The organism is Bradyrhizobium sp. 2S1, from assembly GCF_011516625.5.
GTDB classification, from domain to species: Bacteria; Pseudomonadota; Alphaproteobacteria; order Rhizobiales; family Xanthobacteraceae; genus Bradyrhizobium; species Bradyrhizobium septentrionale.
In genome coordinates this window covers 235,036-252,634 of the sequence record NZ_CP147717.1, presented here as the reverse complement: position 1 = coordinate 252,634, position 17,599 = coordinate 235,036, and the positions used below count along the sequence as shown (strand labels likewise).

Annotated in this window: 11 protein-coding genes and 6 pseudogenes; 2 read left to right on the top strand and 15 right to left on the bottom strand. The window is 60.6% G+C overall.

Annotated elements, in window-relative coordinates; all coding sequences use genetic code 11:
• Positions 1–253: 253 nt before the first annotated feature.
• Positions 254–1,285 (top strand): ThiF family adenylyltransferase, encoded by a 1,032-nt coding sequence (locus HAP54_RS01175; RefSeq protein WP_166298547.1) that lies wholly within the window; start codon positions 254–256, stop codon positions 1,283–1,285.
• Positions 1,285–1,560, top strand: a complete 276-nt coding sequence (locus tag HAP54_RS01170) for a hypothetical protein (RefSeq protein ID WP_166298546.1) — start codon at positions 1,285–1,287, stop codon at positions 1,558–1,560. Before HAP54_RS01175 ends, HAP54_RS01170 begins: the two co-directional genes overlap by 1 nt.
• Positions 1,561–1,790: 230 nt before the next feature.
• Here HAP54_RS01170 and HAP54_RS52365 read toward each other — a convergent pair whose 3' ends face one another.
• From HAP54_RS52365 to HAP54_RS01090, 15 genes and pseudogenes are all read right to left on the bottom strand, one after another.
• A complete protein-coding gene (locus HAP54_RS52365) occupies positions 1,791–3,200 on the bottom strand; it encodes an integrase catalytic domain-containing protein (RefSeq protein WP_166293515.1) in 1,410 nt (469 codons plus the stop codon).
• A gap of 329 nt (positions 3,201–3,529) precedes the next feature.
• Positions 3,530–4,372 (bottom strand): annotated as a pseudogene (istB, locus tag HAP54_RS01155) (IS21-like element helper ATPase IstB); the annotation flags it as partial.
• Between the two features lie 8 nt (positions 4,373–4,380).
• Positions 4,381–5,871, bottom strand: a pseudogene (gene istA, locus HAP54_RS01150) (IS21 family transposase); the annotation flags it as partial.
• A 115-nt stretch (positions 5,872–5,986) separates the two neighbouring features.
• Positions 5,987–6,838: pseudogene (gene tnpC / locus HAP54_RS01145) on the bottom strand (IS66 family transposase); the annotation flags it as partial.
• A gap of 126 nt (positions 6,839–6,964) precedes the next feature.
• A complete protein-coding gene (gene tnpB, locus HAP54_RS01140) occupies positions 6,965–7,315 on the bottom strand; it encodes an IS66 family insertion sequence element accessory protein TnpB (protein WP_166298545.1) in 351 nt (116 codons plus the stop codon).
• Positions 7,312–7,713 (bottom strand): IS66-like element accessory protein TnpA, encoded by a 402-nt coding sequence (gene tnpA, locus HAP54_RS01135; protein ID WP_166298544.1) that lies wholly within the window; start codon positions 7,711–7,713, stop codon positions 7,312–7,314. Before tnpA (HAP54_RS01135) ends, tnpB (HAP54_RS01140) begins: the two co-directional genes overlap by 4 nt.
• A gap of 978 nt (positions 7,714–8,691) precedes the next feature.
• Positions 8,692–9,726 carry an IS110 family transposase gene (locus HAP54_RS01130; RefSeq protein WP_166298543.1) on the bottom strand — a complete coding sequence of 345 codons (1,035 nt, stop codon included), beginning with the start codon at positions 9,724–9,726 and terminating at the stop codon, positions 8,692–8,694.
• 29 nt (positions 9,727–9,755) lie between these two features.
• Positions 9,756–10,026 (bottom strand): annotated as a pseudogene (locus tag HAP54_RS01125) (ATP-binding protein); the annotation flags it as partial.
• A gap of 148 nt (positions 10,027–10,174) precedes the next feature.
• Positions 10,175–11,518: an IS1380-like element ISBdi2 family transposase gene (locus HAP54_RS01120; protein WP_166204320.1), complete on the bottom strand. Its 1,344-nt coding sequence runs from the start codon at positions 11,516–11,518 to the stop codon at positions 10,175–10,177.
• 123 nt (positions 11,519–11,641) lie between these two features.
• A pseudogene (locus HAP54_RS01115) lies at positions 11,642–11,770 on the bottom strand (IS21-like element helper ATPase IstB); the annotation flags it as partial.
• A gap of 55 nt (positions 11,771–11,825) precedes the next feature.
• Positions 11,826–13,028: an alpha/beta hydrolase gene (locus tag HAP54_RS01110; RefSeq protein ID WP_166298542.1), complete on the bottom strand. Its 1,203-nt coding sequence runs from the start codon at positions 13,026–13,028 to the stop codon at positions 11,826–11,828.
• Positions 13,029–13,532: 504 nt separating this feature from the next.
• Positions 13,533–15,205, bottom strand: a protein-coding gene (gene tnpC / locus HAP54_RS01105) for an IS66 family transposase (protein ID WP_166294868.1) whose coding sequence is annotated in 2 segments (ribosomal slippage) — positions 13,533–14,791 and positions 14,791–15,205 — 1,674 coding nt in all. Because the reading frame shifts where the segments join, the coding sequence is not laid out codon by codon here.
• Positions 15,206–15,251: 46 nt separating this feature from the next.
• Positions 15,252–15,599, bottom strand: coding sequence for an IS66 family insertion sequence element accessory protein TnpB (tnpB, locus tag HAP54_RS01100; RefSeq protein ID WP_166298541.1), 348 nt, complete (start codon positions 15,597–15,599; stop codon positions 15,252–15,254).
• A complete protein-coding gene (tnpA, locus tag HAP54_RS01095) occupies positions 15,596–15,991 on the bottom strand; it encodes an IS66-like element accessory protein TnpA (RefSeq protein ID WP_166202956.1) in 396 nt (131 codons plus the stop codon). The genes tnpB (HAP54_RS01100) and tnpA (HAP54_RS01095) overlap by 4 nt, the downstream gene beginning before the upstream one ends.
• 580 nt (positions 15,992–16,571) lie before the next feature.
• A pseudogene (locus HAP54_RS01090) lies at positions 16,572–17,447 on the bottom strand (IS3 family transposase); the annotation flags it as partial.
• Positions 17,448–17,599 lie beyond the last annotated feature (152 nt).

Sequence of the window (17,599 nt, the reverse complement as noted above, 5' to 3'; positions counted from 1 at the left end):
CGGATGGCACCGTCTTGATGGATCTTCCTGAAGGGTTCGAAGGCGATGCGAAGATCCAGATACTGAAGTTTGACCGCCATTCTGGGCGCGAAGAAATTCTCGTGTCTGACGGGGCTTCCAGTTTTGTCACTCTGCACAAGCGTAATGGCGGCAAGGACCCGGAAGGCCTGCTTTGTCCTGTGCTGCGCGTTCCGGCGCTATCCTTCGATCCGAAGCAATCCTGGCCGCCCAAGAATCTGGCAGAATTGAACACGTGGATGACGAGCGCGCTGCGCCGACGGCGGTCGGAGCGATCGAGAAAGCGTTCGCCCGCTCCACGGGACATCACCAGTGGATTTGCTTGTCGGCACCGAACGGCCGCTTCTTCGTGTCGGCGGAGATCGCCAAGGCATATAGGACGCCGGAGCTTTTGAAGAACCGGCGCGCTCATATTGGCGAGACGCTCCGATATATGCAGGGTGCGGTGAAGATTTCGGGCTACGTCGGCGTGCCGGTCGACGAGGAGTACGTCTTCTCGAGGAACATGGGCGGAATGACGAATCTGGCCGGAAAGAAAATACTACTCATCGGATGCGGGACGGTCGGCGGTTTCCTGGCGCAACACCTAGCTCTAAGCGGCGCCGGCGCCGGCGGCGGAAAGCTGACCTTAGTCGATAATGACAAGCTGAAGGGCGCCAATCTTGGCCGTCATTTGCTTGGATCGCCGTATCTCGACCGCAACAAGGCCGATGGTTGCGCAGACTTTCTTCGCGAGCAGCTTCCCTATCTCGACATCACCAGCATTCCGCGCTCGATCATGAATGACACCACTGTTCTTCGCAGACAGGATCTGATTATCGATGCGACCGGGGAGGAAGCATTGTCGATCGCCATCAACGAACTTGCCATCACAGCTCGGCCGGCCTTTCCGCCGGTTTTGTTCGGCTGGCTGGAGGGAAACGGCGCGGCTGCCGTGGCCTTCATGACCGGAGACCCTGGCCTAGCCTGCTTCAAGTGTCTCAAGGTTGAACTGGCCGGCGTGCCCAGGTTTAAGCTCATGCGCGGCGACGCAAAGGTGGAGACGGGCCGCAATCTGGCGTGCGGGGATGCGCACTTCATTCCGTTTCCGGTTTCCCGCGCAGCGGTTGCGGCGGGCCTAATTTGCGACATTGCGCTCGACTGGGCGAACGGCGGTGGCGGCCACAAGTGGCGATCGCTGACGCTTGACCACGACCGCGCCATTCAGATCAAGGACAGCAATCCGAAGCGTATCGACAGGTGTCCTGCATGTGGCAACATTGAGTGATGATTTTCCTCGCAGGCGGTCATCTTGTGATTTTGGCGGAACAGGTTGTCGCCGAGATAAAGCGTTTCAACGGACCGGATGAAGCCAGCCTGGAGGCCGGGGGTATTCTGCTGGGATGCTATCGCGGACCGCACGTTGAAATTCTGGAATGCACCACGCCTATGCCTCTGGACACGCGCACCAGATATGGATTTGTCCGCCGCGATCCGGGTCATCAGCGTCGTGCCCTCGCGGTTTGGAAGGCTAGCCCGTCTTATTCGTCAGAGTGCGCCTGAGAGGCTGGCGAGCGTGGTGTAAAGCGCTGATGCGGCGTAGGATTCGGTTGCAAAGCCAACCCCATCACCTTCAGCCGCGAACACCAGGCCCGCCATGACCGATGATACGATTCCGCCCTTCTCGTTTCCAGCCGTTCACGCCAAGAAAGTCACAGCTGCCTTCGATGGCGGTCGGCTGACTGTCAATCGGCCTGCAAATTTGACCCCTCGTATTGCCTCAGGAAGTAATGTTACCCGGGATGAAGGTCTACGAACTGCCCCAGACCGGTCTCGAGCCGCGGCCAGCTCGGTGGAGAGGCTGTGGGCGGGGCGGAGTGCTCATCACACGCAGCGCCGTCCACAGCCTCGGGCCGTATTTCATCCACGGGCATGGATACGATGGCTGTCTCCGCCACCTTCCGCCGGAGGGACCGAAGCAGGCGCTGAACGATCGAATGCTGCTTGTCGCTGAACATCGAAGGATCGATCGTGGCGAGCCTGCCCACGATGGCCAGTGCAGTGAGCTGTGGCTCGACGGCGAGCCAGTTCTCGATGATCGCGAGATGGGGATCGAGCTTCGAGGGCATGCGAATACGCTTTTTGTATCGCCGTTTCGGCCGGCGGTGCGTGGCCCGCACTTCGGCGGTGTTTGCCGCCGTGCCGAGCGATCGGGCAAACGAGAGCGGATCAGCCGGCGATACGGTGGGAACCTTCGCAAGACCGCGCTTGCCGATCCGTTCGCCGAGCTCTTCCTGCGCCGTGCGGATCGTGGCAAGCAATTGTATGGGATCGAGAGTCCGATACGTCTGGCGCAGACGGCGCTTGACCGCTGATGGGAGTTTCGGGTGCCCCAGTGCACGTTCGTATGGTGTGGCAGGCGGATGATAGCGTTTGATGATCTTGGCACCCTCGCGGCGCTTCTCTTTGAGCTTGAATGACGGCTGGAAGAAGTTCACCAGCAGGCGCGCCGCCGCGTAGAGACGTGCCATCACGCGGGCCGTCTCGACCCCGTCGAAGCGCCCGTATCCGACGAGCCGCCGGACCACCGCACCGTTCTTCTGCTCCACGAAAGCCTGATCGTTCTTTTTGTAGGCACGTGACCGCGTTACCTCGATCTTCTGTGCTCGGCACCATGGAACGACGACGTCGTTCATGAACGCGCTGTCGTTATCGAAGTCGGCGCCACAGATCACCCACGGGAACAGGCCCTGTGCTCGCGTCATCGCTTCCACGACGAGGCTGCCATCGCGTGTCACCAGGGGCAGGCATTCCGTCCATCCTGTTGCGATGTCCACCATGGTCAAAGTCTGGATAAACGAGCCGGCGACGCTGGTCCCACCGTGCGCGACCATGTCGATCTCGCAAAAGCCTGGCGGCGGGTTTGCCCAGTCATTGAAAGTGCGGATCGGCACCTCGCGTCGAATCGCCGAGTAGAATCCGACTCGCCGCCGGCGCCCCCCAGCAGCCGCAATTTTAACGTCGATCAACATCCGATCGATCGTCGCCGCGCTCAGAGTTGTCAGCAGCGCACGCTCTGCGCTCGTTGGCTTCAGCCGGCCATGCCGCTCGAGTGCGGGCAACAGCACTGGGATCATCGATACGAGGCGCTTACCGCAGACGCGATCGGAGGCTTCCCACAGCGCGATCAGCGCGTCGCGCACGCTGGCGTATTTGCGTCGCCGACTTGTCGCTGGTTCGGTTGGGCTCGTTGCCCCTTCGTCCAGTGGTGGTCTGGGCCTGTCCCTTCCGGCAACCGACAGTGCTCGCACCGCGTGCTTGCGGTGCCAACCCGTCGTTGCTGTCAACTCGTCAAGGATCCGTCCCTTCTCAACTCGTCCAGCCGCACGGTAGCGCCTCGCCACCACGGCCAACACCTCGCGCCTTGCGCCCATGCTGATCCCGCTCGCCATTGGCGCCACCGACCTGATTCGGTAACGCCGCCCCAGTCATCAGCGGAATTGTTCGGTAACATTTTCGATGAGGCAATGCGCCCCTCATCGGCGTCCAATTTTGACCCCTTCGTGCGGCGGGCTTTGCTGGTAGCGCTCGTCTCGTCGGAGCTGGCCGGGATAGCGGAGGCGAGACGAGCGCGGGTGGCGTGATCGTCGTCTCGGCTCTTGAACCGCCAGCTATCGTTGCCGGTCTCGACAATGTCGCAGTGATGGGTCAATCGGTCGAGCAGCGCTGTGGTCATTTTGGCGTCGCCGAACACGCTCGGCCATTCGCCGAAGGCGAGATTGGTCGTCACGATGACGGAGGCGCGCTCATAGAGCCGGCTGACGAGGTGGAAGAGGAGCTGGCCACCGGACTGGGCGAAGGGCAAATAGCCGAGTTCATCCAGCACGATGAAGTCCATCCGGGTCAGATGCTCGGCGAGCCGTCCTTGCCGTCCGTTGCGGGTCTCGGTCTCGAGGCGATTGACGAGGTCGACTACGTTGAAGAAGCGGCCGCGGGCACCGGATCGGATGCAGCTTCTGGCGATGGCAATGGCCAGGTGGGTCTTGCCTGTGCCGGTGCCGCCAACCAGCACGACATTGCGTTGCTGGGCGATGAAGCCGCCGCTGGCGAGATCATTGACGAGAGTCTGATTGATCGGCGTGCCGTCGAACTGGAAGTCGGCGATGTCCTTGGCAAGCGGCAGCTTGGCAATGGTCAGCTGGTATTTGATCGAGCGGGCCTGCTTCTCGTTGATCTCGGCGTTAAGCAGGTCGCCGACAATGCGCTGAGGTTCGTGCTGGCGCTTGACGGCAGTTGCCATGATCTCGTCGAAGGCAGCCTTCATGCCGTAGAGCTTGAGCTCGCCCATGAGGTCGAAGATTTGGGTTCGTTCCATCAGATGGTCCTCCGGAGGTTGTCGTAGCGGGCACAATCGGCGATCGGTGCATGACGGAGCGTCAGTGCGGCCGGCGTCATGATGTTGGCCGGTGGGGCGGGTTCACGTTGACGGGCCAGGATGTTGAGCACGACATCGGCGGAATGGACGCCATGACCGAGCGCTTCGGCACAGGCCGCTTCCACCGCGGACAGACCGTCAGTCAGCACCGCGGTGAGGATGTCGACCATCTGCCGATTGCCATCGTCGGTGCTGGCAAGCTTGCGCCGGATCCGCTCGATCGCGGCCGGCAGCACCCAGTCTTTGAAGGGAGCGCCGTTGCGCAAGGCACCGGGTTTGCGAGCCAGCACCGGCACATAGTGCCAGGGATCATAGGTCGTCTCGCCGCGGCCAAAGGATCGCGGGTGCTCGGCAACGATGCGTCCATCCTGACGGATCACGATGCGGTCGGCATAAGCCTGGACTTCGACCGGCCGTCCGACTGCGCTGGCTGCGACCGAGTACTTGTTGTTGTCGAAGCGCACCAGGCAGGTCTTCGAGACCGATGCCGTCACCGCATGGAAGCCGTCGAAGCGGCCGGCATAGGGAACGAGCTTGGGACGCTCGGCTTCGAACACTTCCCAGATCGTCTGATCGACCAGCTCCGGGTGGCGATGAGCCTTGGCGTAGGCGATGCATTTGTCGAGCAGCCAGGCGTTTAACTCGTCGAGGTTTTTGAACCGCAGCCGCGGCGTGAAGAAGCGCTCCCGGACCAGCCCGACCTGGTTCTCGACCTGCCCCTTCTCCCAGCCCGACGCCGGCGTGCAGGCGACCGGATCGACCAGATAGTGGCTGCACATCTGCAGGAAGCGGCGATTGTAGAGACGCCCTTTACCGACGAAGATCGTCTCTACGGCGGTCTTCATGTTGTCGTAGATGCCGCGGGTGCAGGTGCCTTTGAACAGAGCGAACGCCCGGTCGTGGGCGTCGAACACCATCTCCTGCGTCTCCCGCGGATAGGCCCGCACGAACAGCATGCGGCTGTGACAGAGCCGGACATGGGCGGCCTTCACCATCACCGTGGTCCCGCTCAGCAAGACCACCTCGTGGCTCCAGTCGAACTGGTAGGCTTCGCCTGGGGCAAAGCTCAGCGGGACATAAGCCGCCGCGGTCGATTGCCCGCGTTCTTTGCTCCACCGCCTGGCGTAACGCCGCACGGCATCGTAACCGCCGTCGTAGCCGCGGCCGCGCAGCTCTTCGAAGATCCGGATCAACGTCAGCTGTTCACGAGCCGATTTGGCCGCGTTCGCCGCCAGCAATCCGTCAAGCTCTACTGCCCATCGTCCCAGCTTTGGCCGCGGCTGCACCTGCCGCTCGTACTCGAAGGAGGTCTCTCCCGACCTCAGCACCTTCCGGACCGTGTTCCGCGACACCTTCAGGTCACGGGCGATCTCCTTGATCGTCTTGCCCTTGATGAAGTGCTCGCGCCGGATCCGGGCAATTGTCTCCACGATCAGCATCCCCCACCACCTGCTTCGTTCCAAAGCAGGCAGCGCAACAGATCAATCTGTAGGGGGTCAATTTTGGACGCCGATCCCCCGGCTTAGGGGGTCAATATTGCAGGCCGAATGACACCTCGGCGAACACGTAGACTACTGCCGGCGGCGCCGGGCCGCCCCACGGGCGGTCGTCGGTGGCGATCGCCCAGAACTGGCAGACTTTGGTTCTGCCACGGCCGGGATCGAGAACTGGCAGCGGCGTCTCGTCGGCAAACAGCCGCGGGTAGGACATCACTGCGCGGCGCAACAGCGCGTGAAGCGGCTTCAGCCACCAGGCGACGCGGCCCATCCACGAGGCCAGCGTTTGCCGGTCGAGCGTGATGCCTTGGGCGGCAAACATCTGTTCCTGGCGATACAGCGGCAGCTGGTAGCCGTATTTCATCACCGCGACGTGGGCCAGCAAGGCTTCCGTCACCATTCCACCGTCGATCGCCTGGGCCGGCGCGGGTGCCTGCAGAACACCCTGGCGGCATCCCCGGCAGCCGTACCGTGGACGCATGATGCGCTTGACCCGGTACTGCATCGGAATGACGTCGAAGGCTTCCTTGACGGTCTCCCCGATCTTGTGCAGCTGCTCGCCGCAGCAAGGGCAGATGTGGCTCTCGATATCGATCACGACATCGATGCGCGGCAAATGCTCCGGAAGCTTCCCCCGGTTGCGTCGCGCCGGTCGCTTTCCACGGCCCTCCGCTCCGTCAGGCAGCCTGCCTCCGGTCACGTCGTCGTTGGCGGCGGCACGAACCGCCTGTGCCCTGATGGTGAAGAGAGACAGCTGTCCGATATCCAGTGTCTCGGAGCGCGGACCGAAGATCGTGCGCTTGTACTGGGACAGGATCATCAGGAGCTTGTCGTTCTCCTGGATCGCAGCGTCGCGTTGGGCGATCGCTGCATCACGCTCGGTCGCCAGCGTGCTGCATTCCTCCGACAACGCCGCAAGCCGTGACGATAGCGTCATCACGGCTTGTCGGAGCAATGCTGGATCGGAAGGCAAATCACTCATGCAGAGCGATTCTACAACAACTCCGCATGAGTGACGAACGACTCTTGATAATGATCAACCAGCTCGTATCGGCTGATCCACAACTCGCATCGGCACACGCTTCCAGTCCGAGCCATCGAGCAGCACCGAGAGCTGAGCATGAGATAGCGACATGACGCCTTCCTTGATCGGCGGCCAGGTGAACTGCCCCTCGATTCTTTTGTAGTAAAGGACAAGGCCGCTTCCATCCCAAGTCAGGATCTTCACGCGATCTCGGCGCTTGGAGCGGAAGACATAAAGTCCGCCGTCGAACGGATCGGCTCCAAAGGCCTCGCTCACCAGCATCGCCAGCGAGTCCATGCCGCGGCGGAAATCGACCGGCTGCGTCGCAATCCAGATCGACAACCCAGCTCGAAGCCCGATCATCGACCAACCGTCCCGACCGCCGCCAGCACCTCGCACAGTGCCTCCCGGTCGACTGTCCCCCTGACACGGATGCGAATCGCGCCGACCTCGATCTCGATCGCCGCCTGCTCCTCACTCGGGCGCCCACAGCCGGTGATCGCGACCGGCACAAAGCCAGGTGGCATGCCTCTGTCCCCGCGCTCCGCGACCTGCGCCCGCGTAGCCTGGCGACGCCAGAGAAACAACAGGCTTGGACTGATGTCGTGTCGCCGCGCCACTGCGGACACGCTTGCACCCGGCGCAAAACTCTCCGCAACAATCGCCGCCTTCGCATCGGTCGACCTGCGCCGACGTCGGCCCGTCCCGGTGATGATCTCGACACGCTGCAGCGTGTCGGCGCCGTGTTCGAGGATAGGCATATGCCTATCCTTATCGCTATCCTTACGACTATCCTTTGACATTGTGACCTCGCGACAAACCATTCCGCGAGATCTTCCTAGCCGACCAGATCAACCCTCAGCGCGTGGTCTCCGCATGACGCTCACGATCATTCTTCTCGGCGTGTCGTCGTTTCATCGAGGACAGTTCGCCACCTCTCGTTTGGTCAGTGGAGCAGCAGTCGGTGCATGCACAGCGAGACAGACTCGCTCATGGCCATCCGCGGAGGGAGGGGCAACCTCGCCGATATGACCGCGACCAAATAAGGCGGCAGCTGGGCGCGCGGTGCGGGCGTAGGGAGCTCGGCTATCCGTACAAGCGCGGCCATCTCATCGCGTTGCGGCCGACGAAGATTTCGGCGAGCGATCCGCCGTCAACGTGGTGGCCGGGTGAACGGTGAAGACCACCAAATACCGCTCGGTCTGTTGCAGTTATGCAAGCTTCTCTCTGCTCCGAAACGATAGTGTTTTGGGTCGGATCGGAGGTGATACATGTTCGACGTGCAGCTAAACCATAAACGTGATCTGCTCGTTGTGAGGCAGGGATCGTCGATACCTCTCGGTTTCACGTCGGGGAGATGGCAAAAAAGAAAGAGGAGGGTCCCCAGCGTCAGCGACGAAATTAAGTCTAAGAGGCAGGGCTACTACATGCGGAAGCGGAGTGAGTTGAAGACAAACTAGGATCAAGTCCGGTTTTCTAAGCGCGGCTCGCATGTGCAATCTCTTGTCTGATTGCGGTTGCTGGCACAAGGGTTCAGCTCGTTACCGACAGCCTGCGAGGCTCGCTCTTGTCTACGAGGTCGACGTTCATAGCCGCCTCACGATGGTAGTCCGAAGATCGGGAGCTGCTATCTATTAGGCGCGTGCTGCAGGCACAGAGGTTGCAGCGCAGTCACCCCGACCTCGTCCTCGCAGGACGTCGTCCCGCCTTTTCGGCGGATCCGCTGAATTGCTAATTGATCATGCGGTCGCCTCCTCGCGGGTCCATCGGAACTCGCTTCCATCTGCCCAGATCCGATGCATCACGATCGCTAATTTTCGTGCGACTGCTACGACCGCTCGGCGAAGGCCGCGTCGCTTGGCCACCCTTACACCCCAAGCTTTCAATGCGGACCAACGCTTGGTGCGGGTTAGAAGTGCAAGCGCGGCCTGATAAAGTATGGTCCTGAGCATCACATCGCCACACCTCGAAATAGCGCCATTCCGATCGGTTTCCCCAGATGCGTATTTGCGTGGCGTAAGGCCAAGATGCGCGCCAACATCGCGGGAGCGTTGAAAGCGATCTGGGTCATCAATGGTTGTTAGAAACGTGATTGCCGTCAGTGCACCTACGCCCGGTATCGTCATGAGCCGCTGACATGTCGGTTCGCGGCGTACTATTTCAAGTACCATCTTGTGCAGGACGCCGTACTGTTCACGCAGCGCGGCTCGAGCCACAAGCATTGGGCGCAGCATCGCCGCGAGTCGTGGATGGCCATCTGTGAGTTCATTAGTCTGCTGCTCAAACGTCGCTTGAGATATACGACCAGACAGCTTTAAGCCGAAGACGCGTAAGACGCCGCGAATTTCGTTCTCGATATCGATCTGCTTGATCAAAAGCGTCTTGCGATTGTTGAGAAGCATTCGTAGCTCCTGGCTCACGTCACCCTTGATATGAACAACGGTGTACCAGCCGACCCGCATTACCTGTGCAATGGCGCGAGCGTCGTTTCGATCGGTCTTAATCGGCATCGTCTTAGTCACGCCACGCAGTCTTCGGGGATCGATGCAGACTGCGTGTAAGCCGGCAGCACGCAGTTCGCTGTACAGCCAACGAGCGAGACCACCAATCTCAATCCCGATCTTGACAATGGGCAATCCGCTTTCGTTGAGCCAGGCAACAATAGCCTCCGGTTCCGAAAGTGCCTTGCCCTCGCGAATGACGACGCCATTCTCGTCCACAACACAGATAGCCGTCTCCTTTAGCGAAACATCCAGACCGACATAGTGCTTCATGTTCCCGCTCCTGCTGCCACCGGCTCGCCGGCTTCCCTTCCAGGCTGAGCCTTTCGAGCAGCAACCGCAATCACCCCATCTACAGCATCACCACAAACCAAATTGTAGAAGCGCCCGCGAGCACCGGATCGGATGCAGCTTCCGATGAGTCTTGCCAGCACCTGTGCCGCCGACCGGCACGACGTTGCGTTGCTGGGCGATAAAGCCGCCGGTGGCAAGATCATCGACCAGCGTCTGGTTAAACGGTGTGCCAGTCGACTGGAAATCCGCGAGGTCCTTAGCCCGTCCTATTCGTGAGAGTGCGTTTTTTTAGTCCGATTGATGTGGCCGCACATCTGCTCTGACGAGGCGCGCGGGATTGCCTTCGGCTTTTCACCGCCTGACGACCGGTACTTTGCAACGCGCTTGAGGTGTAGGTTGGGCGAACGGGGGGCGGACGCCCCGCCGGTCAAGGACCGAGCGGCAGCAGCGCGCCTGGCAAGCCGCGGATCAGGTCGGCTTCGGGACAGGCCGCGGCAAACGCAAGGCGAATGCGGCTCGTGGTCTCGACGACACGGGCAGCGAGTTTCAAGAGACGAAGACGCAGCGTCGCGAACTCGGCTGTGGCCAATTCCCGGGCTTTGGGAATCGCGTCGCGCACGGTCAGCATCAGCCAATAAGCGGCGGTGTGGAGAACGAGGCGGACTTGATTGGCGAGCGCCGAACGGCAGCTGGTGCGATCGGAGGCGAGCTGTGTCTTATGCAGCTTGATCAGATTCTCGGCTTGGCCGCGCGCGCAATACAGGCTGTCGTAGATCCACTCGGCCGAGCCGACATCGAGGCTGGTGACGACGAAACGGATGTCGAGGCCGAGCATCGTCGCCTCAATACGGGCGACGGTACGCCGTTCGCGATCCCAGGACTTGGCCTTGTGGCGCGTCTCGGTATAGCCACGCAGAACCGGCAGGTTCTCGATGGCGCGTCGCGTGCGGATGTCGTCGGCGGCCTCGTCGAGTTTTCTGGCGAGCGGCTTGGTGCCGGACAGACCGAAGATGTAGTCGATGCCGTTGGTCTCGCACCACGCCATTGCCTCCGGCCGGGCATAGTGCCCGTCGCCACGGAACGTAATTCGCGTGTTGTGCCACCGCGTCCGGATATGCCGTATCAGGCGGCGCAGATGGGCACGCACCTCGACGCCGCCCGGCGTCTTGCCGGGCCGCAACACGACCGCCACGGGCCGGCTCTTCTCCGTGTCGTAGACGTGGATCGGCAGGAAGCAGCGTTCGTCATAATGAGCGTTGAACAGCGAGAGCTGCTGATGGCCGTGGACGACATCGCAGGTATCATCGATGTCGAGCGTGACGGATGCCGGCTCGCGCGGGTAGCTATCCATCCATGCGTCGACCAAAGTGTAGGTCAGTCGGATCACGTCGCGCAGGCGCGGAGCATTCTCCAGCCGCGACAGCGTCGGTTGGGAACACAGATCGCGACCCGTGTCCGGCAGCCGTCCGCAGGCCAGCTTGAATGCGGGATCGGACCGCAGATGATCGAGGTCGTCGGCGTCCTCGTAGCCGCAGCAGATCGCGAACATGCGCGCGCGGAACATATCGACAAGGCTGTGCACGACCCGCGTCGGATCGCGCCGATCCGGGAACACCCGGGCCAAATTGTCGGCCAAGCCGAGACGCCGCTCGGCCATCGCCAGAAGCATCACGCCCCCGTTCGAGGTCAGCCGACCGCCATCGAAGGCAGCTGTGACTTTCTTGGCGTGAACGGCTGGAAACGAGAAGGGCAGAATCGTATCATCGGTCATGGCGGGCCTGGCGTTCGCGGTTGAGGTGATGGGGTTGGCTTTGCAACCGAATCCTACGCCGCATCAGCGCTTTACACCACGCTCGCCAGCCTCTCAGGCGCACTCTGACGAATAAGACGGGTTAGCGAGCGGTAGCTTGGCTATGGTGAGCAGGTATTTGATCGACCGGGCCTGCTTCTCGTTGATCTCGGCGGTGAGCAGGCCGCCAACGATGCGCTGGGGTTCATGCTGGCGCTTGACGGCGGTCGCCATGATCTCGTCGAAGGCCGCCTTTCATGCCGTAGAGCTAGAGCGAAGAGGCTACTTATCAAGTTCGGGTCATCATCAGAGAACCGTTTGCCCCGAATAGCCCAACTGCTCCAGACGGTGAAGTCGCAACGTTGAAGTCGAGCGGTCCGCAAGTAATCATGCAATAATCGTAAGCCGAGCGCTGATCATTTCCCATTAGAAACTGATAATGGATCTGCATAAAGTTGAACCGATAGCGTCGGAAGCGGATAGGACTCACCATTGAGTGTATTTGGACGCGCCGAATCTTTGGATGGACTCCTGAATGGTCTCGACTGATACGTTTCAGAGTGACAGGGTCGAAACGATAGAAGCTGATCGCGTCATCTCGTGCTTGGTATTCGACCCAGTCGATGGCAGCCGTTCCGGCCACAAGTTGCGCCGCTTCCCGTATTTGGCCGCCCATCGGATGCAACGAGAATTTAGGAATAGTGGCGCCCACTGTAAGAATGCATAGCTTTGGTCCGCGCGTTTCGAGCAGAGGATCCAATTTTAGCGCGCGCGCTACCGCCGCTATTGAGAGCGCAGCGCCAAGGGAATGGCCTACAATCAGAATTTCATCAACTTCTGCGGCCCGAGCTGCTTTTGATATCAGCTCCGCAAAATCGCTGAGCCGCCTGTCAAGTTCGCGTTTTTGCCCGTGAAGAAATTGAAGGGAGAAAATGGCATCGTCGAGAATGTGGTTTATCCGATGCTTTGGTCCAATCCAGAGCATCGAGATGACGAAGATGGCAAGCGATAGAAGAATTCCAAGCAGTAATTCTTCTACCCAAAATGTTGGGCGTATGAACCTGATCACCAGATATGATAACCCAGCGCTGCAAAATGCGATCAACAGTAAACAGCAATACGGAAAGATGAAGAAGAGGGCATATTTCCAGCTTGCGATAGCATATTTAAGTAATGTTCCCGTTACGATGAAGTCGAATAGGGCTTTCACGGACTGAACGAGACGAGGCACGAGCCCGACTCCCGAATCGCATCGAATCAGATCATCCCAGCGCAGCATTTCGAAGGTGACGTAAGTTTTCCAGTTCGGCCCCCATGCCTCCAAGTTACACGAGGCACTGATTGCAGATGTGTTCGAGATTTCCGACAGCCGTGAAGAAGCGCCCCAAATCTTATCGAAGCTCGACAGCGAGCGGCGTAAGCGATCAACCTGCTCTTTTGGGGTGATTGGATCGTAGCCGCCGATGTGGAAGACGTGCCGTCGTTGAATCATTTAACAACTCGAAATCTGCATTGAAGGTTGCCGCTCATTCTGGAAAAGCGAAACGTATATACACTTTACTCCAGAACCGCTGCGACGTTGATCGGGATCCGTGGTGAGCCTGATATCGACGATGGTTAAATTACCACTCCAGCTGCGAGGTGGCACTCATTGATATTAGCCTTGGTCAAAATAGCGCACAGGACTGGCCCTAGGCCACTTCGGAGGCCATTGTTACGATTTACAAGTCTGATTTAATGCGACTGGAAGTGGACGAGGCGTCCTGAAATGGAAAGCGCGTTACAGCGCGGCACTGGTATGCGCCGTCCTGACGCTTATTTTTGCAAGCAGCTCGCTTTTGAGCGGCGGGCTCAGGCGACGCCCGGAATTTCGGTTGCGATGTTCGGGATGTAGACGGCAACCACTTTAACAGTACGCATACGACGGAGGCCGCCTGATTGACGCATGCGCGCGGGCACGGCGAGGTCTATGATGGCATTGGGTGAAGGGTGAAGGTCAGGCGGCCTGCTGATTGGCTGGCTTGTCGGCCTGGCGCAGGAGCTTCCATTCCCAGGGCAAGAGCTCGTGCAGACGCGATGCGGGATGATCGGCGATACGGGCCAGGACGTCGGCGAGCCAGGCCTTGGGATCGACGTCGTTGAGGCGACAGGTCGTGATCATCGTCAGCATGATGGCGGCACGGTCGGCGCCGCGCTGGCTGCCGGCGAAGGTCCAGTTGCGCCTTCCCAAGGCGATGCCCCTCAATGCGCGCTCAGCGCAATTGTTGGTCAAGCAGATCCTGCCGTCGTCGAGGAAGCGGGCGAAGCCGTCCCAGCGCCTGAGCATGTAGTTAATCGGCTTCAGGACCTCGGAGGAACGCGAGAGGGTTTCGCGCTCGCGGAGCAGCCAGGCATGCATGTCCTCGAGAAGTGACTTACTCTGTTCCTGGCGAGCGGCACGCCGCTCGCCGGCACCGCGGCCGTTGATGGCGCGCTCGATCTCGAACAACGTATCGAGGCGTCTGACAGCCTCCAGCGCGATCGGGGAGACCGGTTTGCCTTTCTTGCCTTCCCGAGCATTTTTCTCGATATCAGCCAGCTCGAAGAAGCCCCGCCGCGCATGGGCCACGCAAAACGCCGGCGTAATCGGCAGCGCCTTCTTCTGCGGGTCGAACAGCGGCTCGAAGCCGCTGTAGCAATCCGCCTGCAAGATGCCGGCGAAGGCGGCCAGATGTCTCTGTGGATGCTCGCCTCGTCGGTCGCTCGAGGCGTAATAGACCGCTGCCGGCGGCGCAGGCCCGGCGAACGGCCGGTCATCCCGCACATAAGTCCAGATCCGCCCGGTCGTGCACTTGCCCTTCGCCAGAATACGGATGGTGGTGTCGTCGCCATGAAGGCGCTCGGCAGCGAGCACGTGGCGTTCGATCAAGTGGAAGAGCGGCATGACGGCGAAGGTCCCGTGGCCGACCTGGTCGGCCAGCGTCGACAACGGCAGGTCGATCCCCTCGGCCTTAAAGCGCGCACTCTGGCGGTTGAGCGGGATATGCATGCCGAACTTGTCGAACAGGATCGTCGCCAGCAATTGTGGGCCGATGAAGCCGCGCGGCGTGGCATGGAACGGCGCGGGCGGCTGGCTGATCTTCTCGCAATCGCGGCAGGTGAACTTCTCGCGTACCGTCTCGATCAGCTTGAAGCGGCGCGGGATCTCCTCCAGCGTCTTGGTCACATCCTCACCGATCTTCGCCAGCCGCGATCCACCGCAGCAGGCGCAGGTATTGGAGTCTCAATGACGACGCGCTCGCGTTCGATATCGTCAGGCCATGGCTTGCGCACCGGCCGCTTGCGCATGAAGGGGCGGACGTTCTGCGTCTTCGCCGCTGCGGCCTGTGCGGCAAGCTCATCCTCGCTCGCCGTGGTGACGAGTTCTTCGAGCTCCAACTCCAACTGCTCGAGCAGCCGTGCCGAGCGCTCGGATCGCTGCCCGTGCAGTTCGCGTTTCAGCTTCTCGATGCGCAACTCGAGATGAGCGATCAGCGCCTCGGTATCCGACAGTTTCGCCTGCGCATTCGCGGCTTGCGCCTGCCAGTTGGCGGCCTTCGCCTCGGCTTTCTGTCGCGCCTCACGCTCGGCCTGCAGCGCCGCCAGGGCACTGACAAGGTCCGATGGAAGATCATCCGGCTTCGATATCATGGAGCCATTGAATCAGATCGAGCAGCAGATTCAAACCGTAAAACGACTATCCGACCCGCGTCGGACGCTGGGTTTCTTGAGGGTTGCGCCAATCGATCCCGGACAACAGATAGCTCAACTGCGCCGGAGAGATCGTTACCGATTCACCAGCAACCGATGGCCAGATGAACCTGCCTCTCTCGAGTCTTTTGGTGAACAAGCAGGCGCCCTGGCCATCGTGCCAAATGACCTTCAATAGATCACCGCGTTTGCCCCGGAAGCAGAAAAGACCGCCGCCCATGGCGTCGCGCTTGAGCACTTCCTGCACGCGCAGAGCCAGGCTCGGAAAGCCGCACCGCATGTCGGTATGGCCCGTCGCCAGCCACACCCGCACGCCCATCGGGATCGGGATCATCGGCGCGCCAGGCCCCGAGCAATTCGAACGACCGCCTCGATATCCGCACCGGGGCCGAAGACCACGCGCAGCCCCTGAGGGCTCACGATTTCGATCTGACCTGTCTCGACAGCTTCCGTCGTTGGCGGCGTACTTGCCGCAACTATCGCAGGGACGAATGTCGGGCCGATCGAATCCTCTTCGGCCGGATCATGACAGGTCCAAGCCTTGCGCCAGCTCAGCAGAAGCTGACGTGATATCCCATACCGGCGAGCCGTCGCCGACACCAGTCGTGGCCCCGAGAAGCTCTCCTCTACGATTCTGAGCTTCTCCGCACGCGTCCAGCGTCGCCGCCGACCGGTCTCCACCAAATCCATGCGGCTCAGCACCGCACTGTCCTTATGTCCGTCCATAAGGACAGTCAGCTACAGATCGGAAAAACTCGCAAGACGGCCGCCCTCGGACGGATACCTTTAACATCGACAAAAGCGCGGCGCTACATACCATGGTGATACGAAAGATAAGGGCAATCGCCCCCCCCTGTTGCGCGCCCACGAAAACACCCGAGTCTTTCGAACTCAGTTTTACCTGCGGCCCGAGCGACCAATTCTTAGCACGACGCCCAAAAGACAGTTGGAAGGTGGGGGTTGATATAGCATTTGATGCTTTGGGTTACGTCTCTGTTGGGCCCGGTGTCCGTGTTGTTTCTCTTTAGCAATTCAGGCCGGGGAGACAGTCATTGACGACGTTTAGACAATTCTCATTGGCTATAGCCATATGCATGCTGGCAACCGTGTGTGCCGCCTTCACAAAGCCGATTCATATCGTAGCGGTCGGCGCAAGCAACACGCAAGGTTGGTACGTTGGAGAGCAAGACGCTTACCCAGCTAAGTTAGAAGCCCTGCCGAGAGCGAAGGGCGTCAACGCGACCGTGAGCTGGCTCCGGTTGTCTGAACAGATTTTCCGCGTCGATAAGTGGAGCCTCTGCCATGGTTAGGCTGCCAAGCGGAGTGGCAGCGGGTTGAAGTAGGCTTGATCGGGGGTGACGCCGTCAAGGCTCGAATGCGGGCGCCGACCGTTGTAGAAGTCGAGGTATCGGCCGATCGACGCGAGGGCCTCGCTGACGCTGTCATAGGCCCGCAGATACACCTCCTCGTATTTGACGCTGCGCCATAGCCGTTCGACAAACACGTTGTCCCGCCAGGCTCCCTTGCCGTCCATGCTGATCGCAATGCCGTTGTCGGCGAGCACGCCGTTAAAAGCCTGTCCGGTGAACTGCGAGCCCTGATCCGTATTGAAGACGTCCGGCTTGCCGTGACGAGCCAGGGCATCCTGAAGCGTCGCGACACAGAACGCCGCCTCCATGGTGATCGATACGCGCCACGACAGCACGCGGCGGCTGAACCAGTCGAGCACAACCGCCAGATAGACGAAGCCTCGCGCCATCGGGATGTAGGTGATGTCCATCGCCCACACCTGGTTCGGCCGCGTGATCTCCATCCCGCGCAGCAGGTACGGGTAGATCTTGTGGCCCGGCTCGGGCTTTGTCGTGCGTGGACGGCGATAGAGCGCTTCTATCCCCATCCGCCGCATCAACGTCTTCACATGCCGACGGCCGATCTTGCACCCATCGGCAGCCAGCAGCCCTCGCAACATGCGAGAGCCGGCAAAAGGGAACTCCAGATGCAGCCGGTCGAGGCGCTGCATGATCGCAAGGTCGGCGTCCGGCACCGGCCGCGGCAGGTAGTACACGCTGCCGCGGCTGATGTTCAAAGCCTCCGCCTGCCTGGTGATCGACAGCTCGTGCTCACGGTCGATCATCGCTTTGCGCTCAGCAATCCCGCCTTGGTGAGCGCTCCTTCTAAAAAACTATGCGCGGCGATGCGCTCCCCCTGTGGGATAGAAACGGACCGGCGCTAGATTGCCGACCGGGAGGGAGCGGCCGATACGATTTTGGTGGCACGTGACCCCGTTAAAAAACCTGGTCCATGGGTTGTCGCGCACTTGAGAGTGGTGACGCC

What these genes read in the sequence shown, in the direction of transcription:
- tnpB (WP_166298545.1), bottom strand. Translation starts at nt 7,315, where the DNA reads ATGATCGGGCTTCGAGCTGGGTTGTCGATCTGGATTGCGACGCAGCCG.
- tnpA (WP_166202956.1), bottom strand. Translation starts at nt 15,991, where the DNA reads ATGGACGGACATAAGGACAGTGCGGTGCTGAGCCGCATGGATTTGGTG.
- tnpA (WP_166298544.1), bottom strand. Translation starts at nt 7,713, where the DNA reads ATGCCTATCCTCGAACACGGCGCCGACACGCTGCAGCGTGTCGAGATC.
- HAP54_RS01120 (WP_166204320.1), bottom strand. Translation starts at nt 11,518, where the DNA reads ATGACCGATGATACGATTCTGCCCTTCTCGTTTCCAGCCGTTCACGCC.
- HAP54_RS01110 (WP_166298542.1), bottom strand. Translation starts at nt 13,028, where the DNA reads ATGATTCAACGACGGCACGTCTTCCACATCGGCGGCTACGATCCAATC.
- tnpB (WP_166298541.1), bottom strand. Translation starts at nt 15,599, where the DNA reads ATGATCCCGATCCCGATGGGCGTGCGGGTGTGGCTGGCGACGGGCCAT.
- HAP54_RS01170 (WP_166298546.1), top strand. Translation starts at nt 1,285, where the DNA reads ATGATTTTCCTCGCAGGCGGTCATCTTGTGATTTTGGCGGAACAGGTT.
- HAP54_RS01130 (WP_166298543.1), bottom strand. Translation starts at nt 9,726, where the DNA reads ATGAAGCACTATGTCGGTCTGGATGTTTCGCTAAAGGAGACGGCTATC.